23 protein-coding genes are annotated in these 18,985 nt (G+C 34.7%); 6 read left to right on the top strand and 17 right to left on the bottom strand.

Annotated elements, in window-relative coordinates; translation table 11 throughout:
- Position 1: 1 nt before the first annotated feature.
- Entirely contained in the window at positions 2–685 is a 684-nt protein-coding gene (locus M0Q24_RS07635; protein WP_295049172.1) for an energy transducer TonB, read from the bottom strand.
- Positions 686–841: 156 nt separating this feature from the next.
- On the opposite strand from M0Q24_RS07635, the gene M0Q24_RS07630 reads away from it, so the two are divergent.
- From M0Q24_RS07630 to M0Q24_RS07615, 4 genes are read left to right on the top strand one after another with little or no spacing between them, the layout of a single operon-like run.
- Positions 842–1,831: an ABC transporter substrate-binding protein gene (locus M0Q24_RS07630; protein ID WP_295049169.1), complete on the top strand. Its 990-nt coding sequence runs from the start codon at positions 842–844 to the stop codon at positions 1,829–1,831.
- Positions 1,832–2,614, top strand: coding sequence for an ABC transporter permease (locus tag M0Q24_RS07625; RefSeq protein ID WP_295049166.1), 783 nt, complete (start codon positions 1,832–1,834; stop codon positions 2,612–2,614).
- Positions 2,602–3,339, top strand: coding sequence for an ATP-binding cassette domain-containing protein (locus M0Q24_RS07620; protein WP_295049163.1), 738 nt, complete (start codon positions 2,602–2,604; stop codon positions 3,337–3,339). Before M0Q24_RS07625 ends, M0Q24_RS07620 begins: the two co-directional genes overlap by 13 nt.
- Positions 3,339–4,574: an NnrS family protein gene (locus tag M0Q24_RS07615; protein ID WP_295049160.1), complete on the top strand. Its 1,236-nt coding sequence runs from the start codon at positions 3,339–3,341 to the stop codon at positions 4,572–4,574. The genes M0Q24_RS07620 and M0Q24_RS07615 overlap by 1 nt, the downstream gene beginning before the upstream one ends.
- Here M0Q24_RS07615 and M0Q24_RS07610 read toward each other — a convergent pair.
- The 16 genes from M0Q24_RS07610 to M0Q24_RS07535 all read right to left on the bottom strand — a co-directional run bounded on the left by M0Q24_RS07610 (position 4,564) and on the right by M0Q24_RS07535 (position 17,142).
- A complete protein-coding gene (locus M0Q24_RS07610; RefSeq protein WP_295049157.1) occupies positions 4,564–5,352 on the bottom strand; it encodes a carbon-nitrogen hydrolase family protein in 789 nt (262 codons plus the stop codon). The genes M0Q24_RS07615 and M0Q24_RS07610 overlap by 11 nt on opposite strands.
- 9 nt (positions 5,353–5,361) lie before the next feature.
- A complete protein-coding gene (gene xseB, locus M0Q24_RS07605) occupies positions 5,362–5,550 on the bottom strand; it encodes an exodeoxyribonuclease VII small subunit (protein ID WP_295049154.1) in 189 nt (62 codons plus the stop codon).
- Positions 5,543–6,649, bottom strand: a complete 1,107-nt coding sequence (locus tag M0Q24_RS07600; RefSeq protein ID WP_295049151.1) for a homoserine O-acetyltransferase — start codon at positions 6,647–6,649, stop codon at positions 5,543–5,545. Before M0Q24_RS07600 ends, xseB begins: the two co-directional genes overlap by 8 nt.
- A gap of 93 nt (positions 6,650–6,742) precedes the next feature.
- A complete protein-coding gene (locus M0Q24_RS07595; RefSeq protein WP_295049148.1) occupies positions 6,743–8,008 on the bottom strand; it encodes an aminotransferase class I/II-fold pyridoxal phosphate-dependent enzyme in 1,266 nt (421 codons plus the stop codon).
- Positions 8,009–8,095: 87 nt separating this feature from the next.
- Positions 8,096–8,590 carry an RDD family protein gene (locus tag M0Q24_RS07590; protein WP_295049146.1) on the bottom strand — a complete coding sequence of 165 codons (495 nt, stop codon included), beginning with the start codon at positions 8,588–8,590 and terminating at the stop codon, positions 8,096–8,098.
- A gap of 27 nt (positions 8,591–8,617) precedes the next feature.
- Positions 8,618–10,063 (bottom strand): IMP dehydrogenase, encoded by a 1,446-nt coding sequence (gene guaB / locus M0Q24_RS07585; RefSeq protein ID WP_295049143.1) that lies wholly within the window; start codon positions 10,061–10,063, stop codon positions 8,618–8,620.
- A 92-nt stretch (positions 10,064–10,155) separates the two neighbouring features.
- Positions 10,156–10,713, bottom strand: coding sequence for an HPP family protein (locus M0Q24_RS07580; RefSeq protein ID WP_295049141.1), 558 nt, complete (start codon positions 10,711–10,713; stop codon positions 10,156–10,158).
- A gap of 102 nt (positions 10,714–10,815) precedes the next feature.
- Positions 10,816–12,159, bottom strand: a complete 1,344-nt coding sequence (gene gatA, locus M0Q24_RS07575) for an Asp-tRNA(Asn)/Glu-tRNA(Gln) amidotransferase subunit GatA (RefSeq protein ID WP_295049138.1) — start codon at positions 12,157–12,159, stop codon at positions 10,816–10,818.
- Between the two features lie 74 nt (positions 12,160–12,233).
- Positions 12,234–13,073 carry a M90 family metallopeptidase gene (locus M0Q24_RS07570; protein WP_295049135.1) on the bottom strand — a complete coding sequence of 280 codons (840 nt, stop codon included), beginning with the start codon at positions 13,071–13,073 and terminating at the stop codon, positions 12,234–12,236.
- Positions 13,060–14,334 carry a TIGR03862 family flavoprotein gene (locus tag M0Q24_RS07565; RefSeq protein WP_295049132.1) on the bottom strand — a complete coding sequence of 425 codons (1,275 nt, stop codon included), beginning with the start codon at positions 14,332–14,334 and terminating at the stop codon, positions 13,060–13,062. The genes M0Q24_RS07570 and M0Q24_RS07565 overlap by 14 nt, the downstream gene beginning before the upstream one ends.
- An 8-nt stretch (positions 14,335–14,342) precedes the next feature.
- Complete coding sequence (locus M0Q24_RS07560; RefSeq protein ID WP_295049129.1) at positions 14,343–15,542, bottom strand: class I SAM-dependent rRNA methyltransferase; 1,200 nt, start codon at positions 15,540–15,542, stop codon at positions 14,343–14,345.
- 232 nt (positions 15,543–15,774) lie between these two features.
- Positions 15,775–16,071, bottom strand: a complete 297-nt coding sequence (locus M0Q24_RS07555; protein ID WP_295049127.1) for a type II toxin-antitoxin system RelE/ParE family toxin — start codon at positions 16,069–16,071, stop codon at positions 15,775–15,777.
- Positions 16,037–16,273, bottom strand: a complete 237-nt coding sequence (locus tag M0Q24_RS07550) for a CopG family transcriptional regulator (protein WP_295049124.1) — start codon at positions 16,271–16,273, stop codon at positions 16,037–16,039. Before M0Q24_RS07550 ends, M0Q24_RS07555 begins: the two co-directional genes overlap by 35 nt.
- A gap of 245 nt (positions 16,274–16,518) precedes the next feature.
- The gene (locus tag M0Q24_RS07545; RefSeq protein ID WP_295049121.1) at positions 16,519–16,794 is read right to left on the bottom strand and encodes a helix-turn-helix transcriptional regulator; all 276 of its coding nucleotides are present in this window, start codon (positions 16,792–16,794) and stop codon (positions 16,519–16,521) included.
- A 1-nt stretch (position 16,795) separates the two neighbouring features.
- A complete protein-coding gene (locus tag M0Q24_RS07540) occupies positions 16,796–16,897 on the bottom strand; it encodes a type II toxin-antitoxin system RelE/ParE family toxin (protein WP_295049204.1) in 102 nt (33 codons plus the stop codon).
- Between the two features lie 26 nt (positions 16,898–16,923).
- Positions 16,924–17,142: a hypothetical protein gene (locus M0Q24_RS07535; protein ID WP_295049118.1), complete on the bottom strand. Its 219-nt coding sequence runs from the start codon at positions 17,140–17,142 to the stop codon at positions 16,924–16,926.
- Positions 17,143–17,393: 251 nt separating this feature from the next.
- Here M0Q24_RS07535 and M0Q24_RS07530 point away from each other — a divergent pair, with 251 nt between their 5' ends.
- Both M0Q24_RS07530 and M0Q24_RS07525 read left to right on the top strand, forming a co-directional pair.
- Entirely contained in the window at positions 17,394–18,026 is a 633-nt protein-coding gene (locus M0Q24_RS07530) for a transposase (protein ID WP_295049115.1), read from the top strand.
- A 71-nt stretch (positions 18,027–18,097) separates the two neighbouring features.
- The gene (locus M0Q24_RS07525; RefSeq protein WP_295049112.1) at positions 18,098–18,952 is read left to right on the top strand and encodes a transposase; all 855 of its coding nucleotides are present in this window, start codon (positions 18,098–18,100) and stop codon (positions 18,950–18,952) included.
- Positions 18,953–18,985 lie beyond the last annotated feature (33 nt).

Genomic DNA, 18,985 nt, shown 5'->3' with positions numbered 1-18,985 from the left:
TTTAATTCCTTGCGTATTTTATGGGTATATTTAGATGTAGTGAGCTTAAACTCACGCTATCTGGGATGGGTTTGTAAAACTCTACGGATCTAACAACTTTCAGAGCTGCCTTGTCTAAGATAGAGTGTCCACAAGCCTCTTTTAAAAAAATATCTTTAAGTCTTCCATCTTTGCTAAGTGTGAAACTAACTTCGCAAACTCCTTCTAACTTTCTTCTTTTTGCCATTTTTGGATAGTGTTTGTTCTCATTTAGCATCTCGTAAAGACCGGCTATAAAACTCTCCTTCGCCTTCTCATCAAAGATAGGTTTTTCAACTTGCTCAACTTTTTGGACTATCTCTTGTTTAGTTTCCACTTCGGTTTGAACTATCTCTTTTTCAACTACCTCTTTTACAACCTTGTCTTTAATAACTTCTTTTTTTAATATCTCTTTTTTTATAGGTTTTGGTTTCTTTTTTGGTTTTTCTATAACTTTTTCTTTAATTATCTCTTTTTTTATTGGAGCTGGATTTATTACTAAAGCTAATATTCTCTTTTTTTCTTTTTGTACTACTTCACTAGAAATAGTGATATACTTATTAGCTTGAAAAAGAGTAGACAACGTGCTTAGAACTAGAAATACACTTAATAACAGTAAAAATTTATGCTCTTTTGGAGACTTTTTTTCTTTAAGTGATAAATACATTTTGCAATCTTAGATAAGAAAAACTTAAATCTTGATTAAACTAATAATCATTATCATAATCTTCTTAATCTTATAATATTCATCTTGATTGATGTCAATGATAATTAATATCAATAAGGATACTATGTCAAATAACAAATATTTAAAGGAAAATTTATGAAAATTTTAACAAACGCTTTTTTAGTCATTGTGCTGCTAACTATAAACACATTAAATGCACAAGAAAAGCTTGAGAAGATAGTTATTGCTGGACCATTTGCATCTGTATCTCATCCGTTACTGCACATGATTAAAACAAATGCACTTAAAGATGTTGCAAAAGAAGTAGAGTTTAGACTTTGGAAAAATCCAGATGAACTTCGTGCTATTGTTATAAAAGGAGATGTTGATTTTGTTGCAGTTCCAACAAATACAGCGGCGATTCTTAACAACAAAGGTGTAGATATAAGACTCCTAAATGTTTCTGTTTGGGGAATTTTAGGGATGATAAGTAGAGATAACACTCTAAAAACTCTCAAAGACTTTAAAGGCAAAAAGATTGCAGTTCCATTTCGCGCAGATATGCCAGATATCGTATTTGTGCAACTTCTAAAAAAACAAGGACTAGATCCAAAGAAAGATTTTGAACTTGTTTATGTATCAAATCCAATAGACGCAATGCAGATGTTGATCATGCGACGCATTGATCACTCTCTTCTAGCAGAACCTGCAATTTCAGTCGCACTTAGAAAAACTGACTCGTTTCCTATCAAACTAATAGCACCAGATCTTTATAGAAGTGTTGACTTGCAAGAAGAGTGGGCTAGAGTTTTTAACACCGACAAAGATATTCCACAAGCGGGGATGGCTGTTTTAGGTCGTATGAAAGATAAAAAAGTTATATCTCGCTTTTTAGAGGAGTACGATAACTCACTAAAATGGTATATGTCTCATCCACAAGAGGCAGGGAAATTAGTTGCTTCTGAGATTGACTTACTAACTAAAGATGGAGTAGCAGACTCTATAGCTCATATAAATCTAAAAAGTAAAAGTGCAGCAGATGTACAAGAGAAAATAGAGTTTTTCTTTAATGTTTTAAAGGAAGAAGACCCTAAAATAATAGGTGGAAAACTTCCACAAGATAGCTTTTACTATAAAGAGGATTAGATGAAGTTCACACTAAAGATACTAAAAGATTTTCCCGCATATTTGTGGAGTGGTTGGGGTGCTATAGCTTCTATATTGCTTTTTATCGCTCTATGGGATATGGGAAATCAAATCTATGGCAACTTAGTTCTGCCATCGCCATTAGAGACATTTACTACTCTAGTTGCTATGCTAGCAGATGAGAATGTTATAGCTGAGATAAAAACAACTTTGTACCGTGCATCTGTTGGTTTTGGTATATCTTTGGTGGTTGGAACTTCTTTTGGACTTCTAGCTGGTTTTTTTGCCACTGCATCTATGATGAGCCGCCCAATAGTTACTATACTAGTTGGAATGCCTCCAATTGCATGGATAGTTTTAGCTATGATCTGGTTTGGAATGGGCGATGAAACTGTTATCTTTACAGTTATAGTTGCATCTTTTCCTATCATCTTTGTGGGAGCCTTGCAGGGTACAAGAACACTTGATGGCGACCTAAAAGAGATGTCAGATAGCTTCAAACTTCCATGGCATATGAAGTTTTTTGATGTCTATTTTCCGCATATATTTTCTTATGTATTTCCTGCTTGGGTTAGTGGGCTTGGAATGGCTTGGAAGATAGTTGTAATGGCTGAACTACTCGCTACAAGTGATGGTATCGGTGCATCTTTGGCAGTTGCTAGAAGCCAGTTAGACACACCAACGGCTTTAGCTTTAGTTGTTATCATGATAGGCTCACTTATGTTTGTTGAGTACATCATTTTAGAGCCGATTAAAAGAGAGGTTGAGTTATGGAGAAGTTAGAAGTAAAGAGCCTAAATCATCACTTTGGTTTTACAGAGATTCTTCGTGATATAAACTTTACACTAAACAAAGGTCAGGTTCTCTCTGTAGTAGGGCCGAGCGGGGGAGGTAAAACTACACTTTTACATCTTTGTGCTGGACTTTTAGATGTGGAGGAGGGAAGTGCAACTAATACATTTGCTAGCAGCTCTTTTGCTTTTCAAGATGCAAGACTTCTTCCATGGAAAAATGTTATAGACAACATTGCTCTAGGACTTTTAGCTGCCGGAGAGAAAAAGAGTGTAGCCATAGAGAAATCAAAAAAAATAGCCCTAGAGTTTGGACTTGAAGAGAGTGATTTTGAGAAATTTCCAAAAGATTTGAGTGGAGGAATGAGACAAAGAGTTAGTTTTGCTAGAGCACTAGTCGTAAAACCCTCACTTTTGTTTCTTGATGAACCATTTTCCGCTCTTGATATTGGGCTTAAAAAAGAGCTACAAAGTATCTTGATTGATATGATAAGTAAAAAAGAGATAAGCATACTCTTTATAACGCACGACCTTATGGAAGCCATAAGACTAAGTGATGAGATCTTACTTTTAAAAGCAGATCCAGGACATATTGTTAAAAAGTTTTCTTATGATCTAGCACAAAACAAAAGAGATGATGAGTATGTATATGCACAAAGTGCAAAGATACTTCAAGATAGAGAGATAATAACGACTTTTGAACTGGAGTTAAAGTAATGGAAGAAAAAAAGTTACATGCTACAAATCACTACATGCACTATCCTGATGAGAAGGATATCCCCACATATTTAGCTTATGGTTTTAGACCTATTTTTCTACTCTTAGCTCCATATATGATCATTACAATGATTTTATGGGGTTTAGTTTGGGCTGGTATTTTAAGTATTCCTTTTATGGATGACACGCTTACTTGGCATGTTTATGAGATGATCTTTGGAATTCTTACAGCTGGATCTTTGGCATTTTTAACCACTGGAATCCCTGAACTTTTTCCTGGTATGGTTCCTTTTGTGGGAAAGAGACTAAAGTATATCATCATACTTTGGGTAGCTGGTAGAGTTGGCTTTTGGTTTATCGACTACTTGGGAGTTTATATAGTAGCAGCGCTAAATCTTGCTATGCTTGCATGGCTTATCTGGTTTGCAAAAGATGCAGTGCTTGATAAGCTACAAAGACACGCTTCTCTTGGTTATTCACTAGTCTCAATTTTCATTATAGAAGCGTGGTTTTTCGCATCTCAAGCAGGACTTGCAGCTACTGATGGTTTGACTATTTTGAAAGTGGCACTTGGAGCTATTGTGGTACTTATACTTCTAGCTCTTAGACGAGTAAATATGGAAGCGGTAAATGAGCTTATGGAAGATAAAGGCATAGATGATATCTATGTATCTCGCCCACCAAAGACAAACTTAGCCGTTTTTGCAGTTATTCTCTTTACACTAGTTGAGTTTTTATACCCACAAAACTCAGCTCTTGGATGGCTAGGACTAGCAACAGGTGCGGCCATTTTAGCTATAACTGGAGACTATATCTTAAAAGATGAGTTTATCTTAAATCAACCATTTGTGCTCTACCTTGCATCTATTCTTGTGATGCTCTCTGCTGGTTATGCTTTGATGGGTTGGGCTTTACTAGATGATAAGATGGACTCCATAAACCACTTTAGACACTTCATAACAAGTGGCGGAGTAGGGCTTGCCTACTTAGTTGTTATGATAATCATAGGTTGGATACACACAGGACGACATCTAACGTCAAATATCTACACGCATCTGATGATAATACTTATGATAGTTGCAACACTTATGAGAAGTTTGATACCGTTTTTTGAGGAGTATATAAGCGAGTTATATCTATGGTCATCCATAGTTTGGACTATCCCTTTTATGATCTACATAAAAGTCTTTTACTCATTTTTAATGAATCCAAGAGCGGATGGGATTAAGGGTTGAAAAATCTTCCTTTAAAACCCCAAGCTCGTCTTGCATCTAGCACTTCGGAGTGGCTCATATCTACTATCATTAACTCTTCTTTATTTCCTAGATGTTCTAAGAGCTCTCCGTTTGGAGATGCTAGGAGTGAGTCGCCGTAAAACTTCCACTTGAACTCTTTATCCATGTACTCGCCTATTCTGTTTGCTCGTAAGATGTAGCAGTTGTGAGTAAAAGCACGTGAGAGTATAAGAGTTTTCCATCTTTGATATGATTCAAAAGTTGAGACACTAGGGAGAAGTAAGCAGTCTATGTTCTTACCTGTAAGTTTGGCAAAAATCTCATCAAAGTGAATCTCAAAACCACTCATGATGGCAAACTTAAATCCATCCACTTTAAAAACTAGAGGCGACTTTAAACTCTTTTGAGTGTTTGTGAAGAATTTTTCTTCATTCCAATGAGAGTAGTTTATAAGAAGTTGTTGCTCATAGTAAGAAGTAGAAGAGGGTGCAAACTTCGCAACAACCTTAAAAATTTCACCTTTTCTTACTATGATAAGCGGTGCTACTATTGTCATGTTGTAAGTTTGTGAGAGTTCTTTTAGAACTTTACTTTGATGTTTTTCTTGCTCTTTTATCATGGAAGCACTCAAAGATTCTAGCTCTTTAAAAAAAGGATTTAGTACATATTCACCCAAAAGGAGAACTTTTACACCTTTGTTGTGTGCTATACGTATGTAGTTGTATAGCTTTGTACTACTCATACCTTGTGCATTTAGTTGTAGTACAGCAGCTCTCATTTGTGACTCTTAACTAGCTTTTATTGTGTTTATCTTAAGCACGGCATCTTCTAAGATCTTTTGTGCATCTTGTAGTTCTTTTGTGCCTTTTTCATAAGCTTTTACACTCTCTTCAAGGGTAATCTCAGGGTTCATAAGAGTTTCTAGAGTCCCTTTAGCACTTTGTAATTTTGTTTCAAAATCTTGTGTCTTACTCATCTAGGGCTTCCTTTATATAGTCTTCAAATTTATCTAATTCTACAAGAAATGCATCATGACCATAATCACTATCAATATCTATGTAGTTGTAATTTGTTGCTCCAATAGACTCTAACGTGTCAGCAATGTATTTCATCTCTGTGTTTTTAAACAATATGTCATTTTTGAAACTAATAAGATGGATCTTTGCCGTTACTTTCTTTAGTGCTTCTTCAAAAGAGTCAAAACCACGAGCTAAATCAAAAATATTGATAGCTTTTGTTATATAAAGATATGAAAGTGGATCAAACCATTTAGTAAAATTGTAGCCATTATACTCTAAGTATGACTCAACTTGAAACTTACCAAAAAGCTCGTAAAGTCCATCTGTTCTTTTATACTCTCTATCAAATTTTCTTGCCATTGACTCATGTGATAAAAAGCTAATATGCCCAGCCATACGACCAACTGCCATACCAGATAGTCCTTTTTCTTTTATAAGATCTGGATCATAATAGCCTTGCTTGAAGTCTGGATCTTTTAGTATTGACTCTTGAGCCACTTTGTTAAATGCTATAGCCCAAGGTTGAGTCGCATGAGTAGATGCCAAAGAGATGATTTTATCTGTAAAGTTTGGAAAGTGTATGGCAAACTGTAGAGCTTGCATCCCACCCATAGAACCACCGATGATAGCGTGAACATTGTGAATATTTAGCCTATCAAAAAGGATGCGTTGAGCTTTAACCATATCTTTTATAGTGACAACAGGAAACTTGTATCTATAATGCTCTTGGTGGGGATGTTGCATACTCATAGGACCAGTTGAACCAAAACAGCTTCCTATAACATTTGAGCAGATTACAAAGTATTTATCAGTATCAACCGCTTTGCCAGATCCAATTAGTCCATCCCACCAACCAGGCTTATTCTCACCCTCATAGATCCCAGCACAGTGATGCGAGCCAGTTAAAGCATGACAAACAACTATAACATTACTTTTGTCATCATTTAACTCGCCATAGGTCTCATAAGCAATGTCGTAAGGTTCTAATATACGACCGCTTTCTAAGTAAAGTGGGTTTGTGAAGTGTTCAATATTTGTTTTGAGGTTTAAGGACAAGTTTGTATCTCTTTATAAAATAGTTGTAATATTTTAGCCAAAAGGACTTAATCCAAATTTTAGTGAGACTAAAGTTTAAAACATTAGAAGCTTTTAGGCTTCTAATGCTTGTTTTATATCTGTTATAAGGTCATTTATAGATTCCAATCCACAAGAGATCCTAATGAGTCCTTGTGAAACTCCACACTCTTTAAGCTCTTTTTCTTTGAGTTGTTGGTGTGTTGTTGATGCAGGATGGGTAATTATAGACTTTGAATCACCGATATTGACTACTAAAGAGTAGAGTTTTGTTGCATCAACTACTTTAGCAGCTTCTTCATATGAAGATACTTCAAAGCTAAGAAGTCCACTACTAGCTCCACCATCAAAGTATTTTTGAGCATTTTTATAGTTAGAGTTGCTCTTTAATCCTGGATAGTTTACTTTTGTAACTTTTGGATGCGACTCTAAAAACTCAGCTAGTGCGAGTGCATTTTTAGAGTGTTCTTGCATACGAAGAGATAGATGTTCTAGTCCTTGTATAAAAAGCCATGAGTTAAATGGAGATGGAACCGCTCCTAGATCTCGTAAAAGTGAGAGTCTAGCTCTAAGGCTATAAGGAGGAAGAGGAACCTCAGTATAGACTAAACCGTGGTAAGACTCATCAGGCTCATTGAAGTGAGTATATCTAGGATTGCCTTTTAACTTTTGGGCGAGGTTGTGTCTCTCAACCATGATACCACCTAGTGCTAAGCCTTGACCTGTAGTATATTTTGATGTGCTGTGAACAACTATATCTGCACCAAATTCAAATGGACGACATAGTATAGGCGTTGCAACTGTGTTATCAACTACACTCAAAATCCCGTGCTTATTTGCAATAGTAGTAATTGCTTCAATGTCTGCTACATCTATGCTAGGGTTTGTTAGAGATTCAAAAAAGATGATTTTTGTTTTTTCATCTATTAAACCTTCAAGAAGCTCAGGCTTATGTACATCAAAAAATCTAGTCTCGATGCCCATTCTTTTTAGTGTATAAGTAGTTTGAGTTAGAGTTCCGCCATAGAGTTGGCTTGCACAAATGATGTTGTCACCAGCCTCAGCAGCATTGATGATAGCGTAAAAAATAGCGCTCATTCCACTTGCAGTTGCAATAGATGCCGCTCCGCCCTCAACCTCTGCAAATCTTTTTTCAAAAACATCTGTAGTAGGGTTATTAAGTCTTGTGTAGATGTTTCCTAACTCTTTTAATGAGAAGAGATTTGCAGCGTGTTGTGTGTCGTTAAATTCATAAGCAGTTGTTTGGTAGATTGGAACTGCCATAGTTCTTTGAGAGTCTTTTTCATAACCAACGTGAATAGCTTTTGTTTGTAAGTCCATAATGTCTCCGATAAACATATTTTAATTTGAGTAATTTTAGCAAAGATAGCTTAATATATATAAAAAAAAATTATACTTATTTGTAGTCTAAAGATTTTCTTCGTCATAGATCACTATAGTTCCAGCTAAAAGATCATGAAGTCCTCTTTTGTCACTTCTAAAAGCGACCATAAAAAAACCAATAAGTAAAATAAGTGTAGATGCGATGTAGCCTAAAGAGCGCGTTAGTGCTTGTTTGTTGTTTATCTCTCCAAGTGTTTTATGATCCACTATTTTGATATTTACAAACTTTTTACCAGGAGTAGCACCCCTCCATCTCTTCCAAAACAGCATTGTAACAAGCAATACACTCACTTCAAAAAGTAGCTCCCACTTTAGTGAGGTTTGCGGTTGAGCTGCAAGTGCTTTTTGCGCATTTCCACTCATGGCGTAAGCAATGTTCTGTTGATATTGTGAAAAATCAAACCAGTTGCCATCACTTAAAAAGTAGATAACAACTCCGACAGGAAGAGCTAGAAAAAGAGTATCTAAAAATGAAGCAAAAAAGCGAATCCAAAAACCTGCATATTTTACTTCATTCATATATAACTCCTTTTTTGATTCCTTGTTTTATCCGTGGTAATTAGGCGCTTCTTTAGTGATGATAACATCATGAACATGACTCTCTTTTAGTCCAGCACTTGTAATCTCTACAAATTCTGCTTTATCCCAAAAGATCTCTATAGTAGCACTTCCACAATAACCCATAGATGAGCGAAGTCCACCCATCATTTGATGAACTATTCCTGCAATTGGACCACGAAATGGAACTCGTCCTTCAATTCCCTCAGGAACTAGCTTATCTGAGGCTGTACCTTCTTGAAAATATCTATCAGTTGAGCCTTTTTGCATCGCACCAATACTTCCCATACCTCTGTATGATTTGTATTGTCTGCCTTGAAACATTATCGTCTCACCCGGGGACTCTTCAGTTCCAGCTAAAAGAGATCCAGCCATAATACAAGATGCACCAACAGCTAAAGCTTTAGCGATGTCGCCTGAGTATTTTATGCCACCATCTGCAATGATTGGCACGCCGTGTTTTCTTGCAGCTTTAGCACACTCATCAATTGCTGAAATTTGTGGAATACCAACGCCCGCAACGATACGAGTTGTACAGATAGATCCAGGTCCGATTCCAACCTTAACACCATCAGCTCCAGCTTTTATAAGAGCTTCAACAGCTTCTCCTGTTGCTACATTTCCAGCGATAACATCAACTTCAAGAGTCTCTTTTATCTTTTTTACAGTATCAAGTATTCCTTTTGAATGACCGTGTGCTGAGTCTAGGACTAAAACATCACAACCAGCATTTACAAGTGCTTTAGCACGCTCATACTGCCCGACACCAATAGCTCCGCCAACTATGAGTCTTCCAAATGCATCTTTATTTGAGTTTGGATATTCTATACGCTTTTTGATATCTTTAATAGTAACTAGTCCCTTTAGGAGTCCATCCTCATCGATGATAGGGAGTTTTTCTATCTTGTGTTTGTTCATAATATCAGCTGCATCATCTAAAGAGATACCTTTTCCAGCAGTTACAAGTGGCATTTTTGTCATAGACTCAGTTACTAATTTTTTCATATCTTTCTCAAATCTCATATCGCGATTTGTAAGAATTCCAAGTAACTTGTTGTGAGTATCAACTACAGGTACGCCAGAGATCTTGAACTCATTCATAAGCTTTTCAGCATCTTTTAAAGTTGCATCAGGATGAACATAGATAGGATCTATGATGATACCACTCTCACTCTTTTTTACTTTAGTAATTTGTTTTGCTTGAGTTTTTACATCCATGTTCTTATGAATGATACCAATCCCACCAAGTCTAGCCATAGCAATAGCCGCTCTATACTCGGTTACTGTATCCATAGCTGCTGAGACTAAAGGAATTTTAAGAGTTATGTTTCGTGTAAGTTTTGTCTCTAGAGAGACTTCTTTTGGTAAAACTTCGGAATATTGTGGTACTAAAAGTACATCTTCAAATGTTAAGGCGCGTTTACGAATTCTCATGCTAATCCTTTTTGTTATGCAGTATTTTTTGGTGCTTATAATTTTTGGATTATATCTTTTTTGTTGTTAAAAAAAAGTAAAGTGCCTTTTATTTAGAGCCAATACCTAGGATAATGCCTTTTTGGATTTTTTGAAAAGTTGTTTACCACTAAGGCGATAAAGAGTAATAAAAAGGCACCAAGAGCTATTGGAGATAAAACATATATATAACCCAAATCATGAATGGCTCTACCCCCAATAACGGCAATGAGCGCAGTTCCGCCACCAGGAGGATGCAGAGTGCAAGTAAAGTGCATCATAACTATGGATAAAGATACGGCAAGTGCACCTAGTATAGAGATATCAAGATTGATAAATTTGTAAACACTCACACCAATAATTGCAGAGATAATATGCCCTCCAATCAAGTTTCTAGGCTGTGCAAAATCTGATTGCGGAGCACCATATACAAGTACAGCCGAAGCACCAAAAGATCCGACAATAAAGAGGCTATTGATGATCCCTAGATCCATCATTTCAGGGATGAATGAAACAAAAAATATTCCAAAAAAAGCACCAATCCATGACCACATAATTTTTTTAAATGGTTCTCTAGGAGGAGATTTTTCAAACCCTTTCATTTTGCTAAAATATCGTTTAACTATTGTCAAAATATATACCTTCTTTAGGGGAAAATAAGCTATTGAATTAAATTTTGGAAATATATCTTTTTTGTGATTAAAGGAGTATAAAGGATTTTAATCCTTCATACTTTAAGAGTTATAGTTTATCTGTTTTTCTAAAGAGAGTGAGCCATCAAAGAGAGTTTGCTCATCGTAAGCTTTGGCTATGAGTTGAAGTCCTACTGGCATACCTTCATCTGATTTTAGTATTGGAAGTGAAAGAGCAGGAAGTCCCGCTAAGTTTACACTAATAGTATACAAGTCACTTAAGTACATATCCATAGGGTTTGAAAGTTCTCCAAATTTAGGAGCTATAGAAGGAGCGATAGGTGAGAGTATGAGATCTACATTTTTAAAAATCTCATCATATTGATCTTTTATCATGTGTCTTGTCTTTTGCGCTTTTACATAATACGCCTCATAATATCCGCTAGAGAGCACAAAGTTTCCAAGTAAAATTCTTCTCTTTACTTCATCTCCAAAACCCTCGCTTCTTGTTTTGATAAAAGTATCTTCAAGGTTTTTACCTTCAATTCTGTTGCCATATCTGATACCATCATATCTAGCAAGGTTTGTAGCAGCCTCAGCAGTTGCAGTTATATAGTAAGCAGAGATATCAAATTTCGCATCCATTAGTTCACGTTCAACTATAGTATGACCAGCAGCTCTAAGTGCTTCTATGGCTTTTTCATAAGCTTTTTTTACTATCTCACTTGCACTCTCTATATGTTTTGGAACTGTTGCGATAGTTAGTTTTCTGTTTGGATCTAGCTTGTCTGAGACTTTATCATCCATCTCCATGCTTGTAGAGTCTTTGGCATCATGACCGCTGATAATGTCGTACAAAATAGCCGCATCTTCAACATTTTGAGTCATTGGACCAATCTGATCTAGACTAGAGGCATAAGCACCTAAACCATAACGACTAACTCTTCCATAAGTTGGTTTCATCCCAACTATTCCACAATAAGCAGCAGGTTGACGAATAGATCCACCAGTATCACTGCCAAGTGCTGCAATAGCTAAACCTGCACCAACAGCAGCTGCGCTTCCACCAGAACTTCCACCAGGAACACGCTGGGAGCTGTGCGGATTTTGAGTTTTACCGTAAAAACTCGACTCAGTAGTTGAGCCCATAGCAAACTCATCCATATTTGTTCTACCAAATGGACTAAGACCTGCATTTATCATCTTCTCAATAACAGTCGCATTATATGGTGAGATATAGCCTTGAAGTATGCTTGAAGCAGAGGTGACAGACCAATCTTTTACTTGGATATTGTCTTTTATAGCGATAGGCACACCCTCACCGATATTGTTTACATCTATATAAGCATTAAGCTCAGGTTGTGCTTCTATCTTAGCCTTTAGATCTTGTTTAAATTTGTTTAGGTCATCTTTATTTAACTTTAGAGCTTCTTTTAATGTAATCACTAGTTTTCCTATTTACATAAATTATTTGGTGCATTATAGCAAAATGTGTTTATCTTTTCTTTAACACCGCTTTATTAAACTACCAGCTTGGTAGGATCAATCTTGTAAAAGTTTTTAAGTTCACTATAAAGCTCAGGAAAGTTTTCTTTTAAACTATCAGGTGAACCAAAAAACCGTTCAGTTGCTACAGCAAAAAATTCCGCTTCATCTGTACTTGCATAACTACCTAGAAGTTCGTATTTCCCCCAGTTTTTATTTTTGAGTGCTACCTTATTTAGTTTATCAAACTCACTATTTAAAACTCTACTCCACTCATTATACTTTGCTTTTTCTATAGGTGGAACACCATCTATTTCTCCATCCATAAAGTCTATTATGTGAGTGAATTCGTGAATAATGACATTATCTTGTCTTAGATGATAAGCTTCACTCTTAGCTTCATCCCAGATTATTACAACAGTGTCATGCGATGATTGTCCATCAATGTAAAACTGCTCATGTGAAAAGATACCGCCATTGTTTTGAATCTTATTTATTGCAACTGCATGTGGGTAAATGATGATGGTTTTTAAGCTCTGATAATAGTTCCCTGTTTCTATGTTGAGTATGAGCAAACAAGCATAAAAAGCGATGATAACTTTCATCTCATCACTAGCATCAAAAGAGATACCTATAAACTCTTTTGTATGTACAAAAAGCAAGATAGAGCGTTCTATCTTTTCTTTATCTTCATCAGAGAGATTTTTATAGTGAGGTGTTTTTTGAAGAAAGACTCTATGTTCTTCTTTAAAAGACATACTTCGTATCTTTTGGAGCTTATCTTCTTTTCTTAGACTTAAAAAAAAGTAAACACTTAAAGTAGTAAGTCCTAATCCACCAAAAACAAAGACTAAAGCAAGGTTATAAGCTTCCATCAGTTAAATCCTTGTCGTGATTTTTTTGTAAATATTTTAAAATACCAAGGGCTGCTTGTTTGCCTTGAGCCATAACTCCTGTTAAAAGATAGCCTCCCGTTTGAGCTTCCCAGTCGAGCATCTCTCCTACGCAAAATACACCTGTGAAATCTTTGAGCATTAGATTATCATCTAAGTTATCAAATTTTAATCCTCCAGCTGTGCTAATTGCCTCTTGCAAAGGTCTGCAAGACTCTAAGGTTAGAGGATAGTTTTTAAGCGTTTTTGCTACTAAGTCAGGCTTGTTTAGTTCATTATTATCTAAAACTTCTCTTAGTAAAGATGCTCTAACTCCATCTAGTCCTAAACGCTTCCAAAAAGCACTTAAACTTTGTTTGCCTCTTTGCGCACTTAAAAGCTCTCTTAGTTTACTCTCACTAGTATGAACAAAGAGGTCTAAGTAAACTATGGTAGGAGTTTTTAGCTCTAAAAGCTCTCTTATATATTTTGAATGGGCATAGATAAGGTTTCCCTCAATCCCAAACTCAGTTACAAGCAATTCACCTAGTTTTGAGTGATGATTATCGTTTATATCGCTAAAAGAGAGTTGTACATTTTTTAGTGGAGTTCTTGAGAATTTATCTTTAAATACTTTAGAATGATTCACATTAAAACCCATGTTTGCGGGTCTTAGTTCAGATATATTTAAACCCTTTTCTTTTAGTGTCTTTGTCCACTCTCCTGTTGAGCCAAGTTGTGGCCAAGATGCACCGCCAAGAGCCAATATGACTACATCAAATTTGAATTGTTCAACTCCATCAGGCGTTTGAAACTTCCAAACATCTTTACTAAAGCCAATAAAATTATAATTCATTTTAAACTTAGTGTTGTTTGCTTTTAGTTTTTGAATCCAAGTGCGAAGTAGGGGAGCCGCTTTTTTATTTAGTGGATAGACTTTGCCAGAAGAGCCAACAAAAGTTTCAAATCCAAGGCTTTTCGCCCATTCACGCATATTATCTGGGCTAAAGATATTAAGAGCTTTTTGCATAGAGTGTTGAGCTTCAAAATAACGAGAACAAAAAACACTAAAATCTTCAGAGTGGGTTAGGTTTAATCCACCTCGTCCTGCTTGTAAAAACTTACGACCTGCACTTGGTTTTGCATCAAATACTATCGGAGCATAACCAGCATTTGACAAAACTTCTGCTGCCATAAGTCCTGATGGACCAGCACCAATGATAGCTATCTTAGAATCTTTGTAGTTTGGTATATTTTGTGTCATCTCTATTTTTATCTTATTTTTTCAATAAATACTACTTTAAGATAATCACCCTCTTTAAAATGCTTACAAACTCTAAAATCTTTTGGTAAAGAAAATCTTTCTTTAACCTTATATCTTGTGTTTGACTCTTTAAAAGCCTTAGCTATAAAGTCGCTAAAAGTCATCATATTAAAGTTCGCTGAGTTAGTAGATGCTACTAGAGTTCCACCTTTACTTGTGACTTTAATAGCTTCTTTTAAAAGGTTTACATAGTCTTTAGATGCGCTAAAAGTATGTTTTTTGGATCTTGCAAAACTAGGTGGGTCTAGGATTACTAAATCAAATAAATACTTTTTTTTAATAGCAAACTTAAAATAATTAAATATATCTTCAACCACAATATCTTGTTTGAGAACATCTATGTTGTTTACTAAGAACTGCTCTTTAGTTTTTGAGTAACTTCGTTTAGCTAAGTCAACACTTGTAGTTTTTGTAGAACCACCAAGGGCAGCAAAAACAGAAAATGCACCTGTATAAGAAAAGGTATTTAAAACTGTTTTACCTTTTGCGTAATTCTCTCTTATAGCCTCTCTAACTTCTCTTTGGTCTAAAAATACACCAACCATAGCTCCATCGTCCAAATAAATGGCAAAGTTAGATCCACTTTCTTTGATTATGAGAGGTTGAGGAGCTCTCTCTCCACAAACAAAATCATCTTCATCATCAAGATATTTTCCTTTTGAATCAAAGCGTTTTTTTTGATATATACCTTTGTATGCCACATTGTTTTTTAAGGCTTCAAGTATCTCAGATTTGAACTCATAAATGCCAAGACTATACCATGTAAGCATATAATACCCATCAAAATAGTCTATGCATAATCCACCAACTCCATCGCCCTCACCATTAAAAACTCTCCAAGCAGTTGTATCTTTGTTTGCATCAAAGTCTTTTCTATATTCAAGAGCAGATTTTATTTTTGTACTAAAAAAATCTTGATTTATTCGCGTATCTTTATCTGTTGTGAGTGCCCAACCATAACCTTTGTTTTGTACTCCATGATAAGCTTTTAGTACAAACTTGCCTTTATCATCTAGAAGGTTTAAAATCGTACCTTCTTCTTTTAGCTTATCCCAGTTGAGTATGGATTTTTTAGAAATAAGAGGGTAACCATCTTTATAGTTTTGTACAAATTCTGGTTTTATGCTTAAGTCTATCTCTTGTACCATATATTTTTATCCTATATTTAGCTTATTTTTATTGTTCATGCTAGGTTTATCTTGTGCAATAAATTCTATGATTTGTTTTAATTATTTTGAAAAAGTTGGTTTGTATGTGATTTTTACTTTTGTAAGGAGTGAGTAAAGCTATCTGTTTCATTCCGAAAACCATATTTTGTCATTATAGCAAAACTAAAATAAAATAGCTTTATGCCCCTATATATGATTAGCGGGGTGTAGCTTAATCATAAGCTTGTTGTCTATGTCTAAAATCAACAACAGCAATAATTAGCTTGTCATTTTCGATAAGATAAAAAAGTCTATAATTACCAATCCTATATCTATAATAACCCTCAAGATTATCTTTTAACTTTTTAATGTTTGTTCCATAAAAAGGATTTTCTCTAAGTTGAGGATAAAAAAAGTTTTTGATTTTTGAGTAAAGCTTTTTATCTATATTTTTTTTAACTTTTTCAAAAGTTTTGGTTTCTGCAATTTGATACTTAGACAATGGTGTAATCACCATTTTTAAAATCATTCAAGCCGTCCATTAGGTTGTTAACTAGTTCTTTGTCATCCTTTATTTCAGCCATCTCATCATTTTCTACGAATTGTGAAGATGTTAAGTATTGCATTGTTGCAAACTCTATGAAGTTTGAAAGATTTCTTTTTTGACCATCTGCTGCAAGTTTTATCATATCGTAAATCGAATCATCTACTCTCATAGTTACTGTTTTCATAACAAATCCTTTGAATATTTATTAATGCTATTGTATTCAAATTTATTCACTTTGTCAATTAGTCATATTTCTCATAACGCTAGAGTACAAAAAAATGTTGCTACAATTTATTATATATTTTTTTTGTTTTACATTCAAAAAGTGGAGATTCACTCACAGGGGTGTTGCCTGTGCAGGGTGTTGCCTGTCTGGTGCGAATGCAACAGATTACAAGTGGGTGTTCAACCCTCGTACTTGTTATCTTTTTATACGAGTTGAATCTTTAGTTTTTTACCCATAATGTGAGCAAATGCTTGAAGAGTAGATAATCTAATATCTTGTGCATGGTTTTCTATACGAGAAATAGCAGATTTTTTAGTGTGCATCGCATCGGCTATATCTGATTGTGTTAAACCTGTCTCTTTTCTAGCAAGTTTTAACATTTCACCAATTTTAAATTCTTGATAACCATTTTCAAAATTTTCTGAAAATTCATCATCAACACTTTTTCTTTTTGCAATATATTTTTTCAAATCACTCATGTTAATCTCCTCTTGAAAGATATTCATTTTTTCTTTGTTGTGCTAAATTGATTTCAGATTTAGGAACTTTTTGGTCTTTCTTTTTAAAGCCATTTGTTAAAATAACAAATATACCTTTGTCTTCAAAACCTAAAAGTCTAAAATTGTTTTTACAATTTGAGCTCTTACTTCTATAATTCCATCAGAATTACTAAGTTGTTTGTAAAACTTAGTAGAAACAGTTTCCATTTCTTCAATTAAACTCAACACCCAAGTAACCTTTTGAGCTTCTTTTGATGATAATGAGTCAAGAAAGTCTTCAATAGGACTTTTTCCTGATGATAATTTATAGAATTTAATTTCTTTCATAAGTATATGTTAACATAAATGTGAACTTTTTGCAAGACTGTTTCTCTGAAGATAACGTTTGAGTATAGCCAATAAATTGCCGTTAGGTAATTTATTGGCTACTATGAGACTGTGAAATAACTAACCTAAAACAGTTTCATAAATTACAGATATTTTACCAAAAACAACTTAACATTAACCATATTTAAACTTGTAAAACAGTATAATAACACTAAGAATAGTTCGTAATATACGAGCTTTAAGAGGTGTTTATGAGTGAAAAATACAAAGAGGGTTTAAATCGTAATCAACAACTGTTATTTCCTCCAAGTCTTGATGAATATGTAGATGAGAATAATCAAGTAAGAGCAATAGATTTATATGTAGAACAATTAGATTTTAAAGAATTAGGCTTCGATGGCACCTCTACAAGTTTCGAAGGACAGAAATCCTATTCTCCAAAGCTACTTCTAAAAATCTATATCTACGGTTATCTTAATAAGATAAGAAGCTCACGCGCATTAGAAAAAGAGAATCTTAGAAATATTGAACTAATGTGGTTAACATCAGGGCTAAAACCTACTTATAAGACTATCTCTGATTTTAGAAAGAATAATCCTAAAGCACTCAAACAAGTATTTAAAGACTTCGTATTTTTGCTAAAAGGTTTAGCCTTAATAGGGGATAATCTAGTAGCACTAGATGGAGCATTTTTGAGAGCTAACGCATCTAAAAACACCTTAGTCATGAAGAAGACTACTCAAAGAGATTTGAAAGAGGTAGATAACAATATAGATAAATACCTTAGTGCTTTACAATATAGTGATGAAGAAACACATACTACTAAACTAGTAAAACAGCTCCCTCGTAATTTAGAGATACTTCTAAAAAAAAAGCAAAATTGACAACAGAGTTAAACTTCCTAGAAAAGATTAAACGCACTCAATATAATAGAACTGACCCTGATGCTAGTGTAATGACTAAACCCGCACATAATTTAATGGCGTACAACTCTCAAATATGTGTTGATGCTAAGTTCAAGTTTATTGTCGCTACTGATGTTACATCTCAAGGTACGGATAAGCAGGAACTACATCACATGGCAATGCAGACTAAAGAGGTGATTACTAACCCTGACTTGGTTGTTTTAGCAGATAAAGGATATTACTCAGCAACTGAAATAAAGAAGTGTGTGGATGATGGGATTAGGACTCTTGTACCTTATGCCCAAACAGGACAGCAGCAGAAAAATGCAGGGAAGTTTACTAAAGATAAGTTTGTTTATAATACAGAAAAAGATAATAATCAAGAGATACCAAAAAGTATTTCTAGTAATGTTAGGAATGGCAGACTCATGTTTATTTATAGACCAAAAATATCTACATGTACGGCTTGCCCCATAAAAGACAAATGTTTAGGTAAAACAACCCGTTACAAACAGATACAAAGATGGGCAGAACAAGAACTTTTAGATAAATACTACCAAGACTTAGAAACACCAGAATCAAAAGCTCTTATGAAAAAGAGAGGCTCAATAGTTGAACATCCATTTGGAACAATCAAACGCTCGCTTGGCTGGGATCACTTCTTGGTTAGAAGTAAAAAGAAAGTAGCTGGAGAAAATGCTCTTATCATGTTTACCTATAATTTTAAACGATTACTAAACCTCATAGGGATAGCTCTGTTTAAAAAACTGATGATAGCTATAAAAGATGGAGATTTAAGTAAGATAAGAGAAGAAATAGCTCTTTATATTGCCAGTTTTAGACTCAAAATGGCAATATTTCTACTAAATATTTTTATGGTACAATTTTCAAAGAAATTTGCTTGATAATTTAGGATTTTTAGAAATAATTAAGAGTAT

Origin of the sequence: Sulfurimonas sp., assembly GCF_023228785.1 — a bacterium.
GTDB lineage: Bacteria > Campylobacterota > Campylobacteria > Campylobacterales > Sulfurimonadaceae > Sulfurimonas.
The sequence above is the reverse complement of the archived record's forward strand: the minus strand, read 5'-3'. Positions and strand labels throughout refer to the sequence as shown.

What these genes read in the sequence shown, in the direction of transcription:
- M0Q24_RS07635 (WP_295049172.1), bottom strand. Translation starts at nt 685, where the DNA reads ATGTATTTATCACTTAAAGAAAAAAAGTCTCCAAAAGAGCATAAATTT.
- M0Q24_RS07630 (WP_295049169.1), top strand. Translation starts at nt 842, where the DNA reads ATGAAAATTTTAACAAACGCTTTTTTAGTCATTGTGCTGCTAACTATA.
- M0Q24_RS07625 (WP_295049166.1), top strand. Translation starts at nt 1,832, where the DNA reads ATGAAGTTCACACTAAAGATACTAAAAGATTTTCCCGCATATTTGTGG.
- M0Q24_RS07620 (WP_295049163.1), top strand. Translation starts at nt 2,602, where the DNA reads ATGGAGAAGTTAGAAGTAAAGAGCCTAAATCATCACTTTGGTTTTACA.
- M0Q24_RS07615 (WP_295049160.1), top strand. Translation starts at nt 3,339, where the DNA reads ATGGAAGAAAAAAAGTTACATGCTACAAATCACTACATGCACTATCCT.
- M0Q24_RS07610 (WP_295049157.1), bottom strand. Translation starts at nt 5,352, where the DNA reads ATGAGAGCTGCTGTACTACAACTAAATGCACAAGGTATGAGTAGTACA.
- xseB (WP_295049154.1), bottom strand. Translation starts at nt 5,550, where the DNA reads ATGAGTAAGACACAAGATTTTGAAACAAAATTACAAAGTGCTAAAGGG.
- M0Q24_RS07595 (WP_295049148.1), bottom strand. Translation starts at nt 8,008, where the DNA reads ATGGACTTACAAACAAAAGCTATTCACGTTGGTTATGAAAAAGACTCT.
- M0Q24_RS07590 (WP_295049146.1), bottom strand. Translation starts at nt 8,590, where the DNA reads ATGAATGAAGTAAAATATGCAGGTTTTTGGATTCGCTTTTTTGCTTCA.
- guaB (WP_295049143.1), bottom strand. Translation starts at nt 10,063, where the DNA reads ATGAGAATTCGTAAACGCGCCTTAACATTTGAAGATGTACTTTTAGTA.
- M0Q24_RS07570 (WP_295049135.1), bottom strand. Translation starts at nt 13,073, where the DNA reads ATGGAAGCTTATAACCTTGCTTTAGTCTTTGTTTTTGGTGGATTAGGA.
- M0Q24_RS07565 (WP_295049132.1), bottom strand. Translation starts at nt 14,334, where the DNA reads ATGACACAAAATATACCAAACTACAAAGATTCTAAGATAGCTATCATT.
- M0Q24_RS07560 (WP_295049129.1), bottom strand. Translation starts at nt 15,542, where the DNA reads ATGGTACAAGAGATAGACTTAAGCATAAAACCAGAATTTGTACAAAAC.
- M0Q24_RS07555 (WP_295049127.1), bottom strand. Translation starts at nt 16,071, where the DNA reads ATGATTTTAAAAATGGTGATTACACCATTGTCTAAGTATCAAATTGCA.
- M0Q24_RS07550 (WP_295049124.1), bottom strand. Translation starts at nt 16,273, where the DNA reads ATGAAAACAGTAACTATGAGAGTAGATGATTCGATTTACGATATGATA.
- M0Q24_RS07545 (WP_295049121.1), bottom strand. Translation starts at nt 16,794, where the DNA reads ATGAGTGATTTGAAAAAATATATTGCAAAAAGAAAAAGTGTTGATGAT.
- M0Q24_RS07535 (WP_295049118.1), bottom strand. Translation starts at nt 17,142, where the DNA reads ATGAAAGAAATTAAATTCTATAAATTATCATCAGGAAAAAGTCCTATT.
- M0Q24_RS07530 (WP_295049115.1), top strand. Translation starts at nt 17,394, where the DNA reads ATGAGTGAAAAATACAAAGAGGGTTTAAATCGTAATCAACAACTGTTA.
- M0Q24_RS07525 (WP_295049112.1), top strand. Translation starts at nt 18,098, where the DNA reads ATGACTAAACCCGCACATAATTTAATGGCGTACAACTCTCAAATATGT.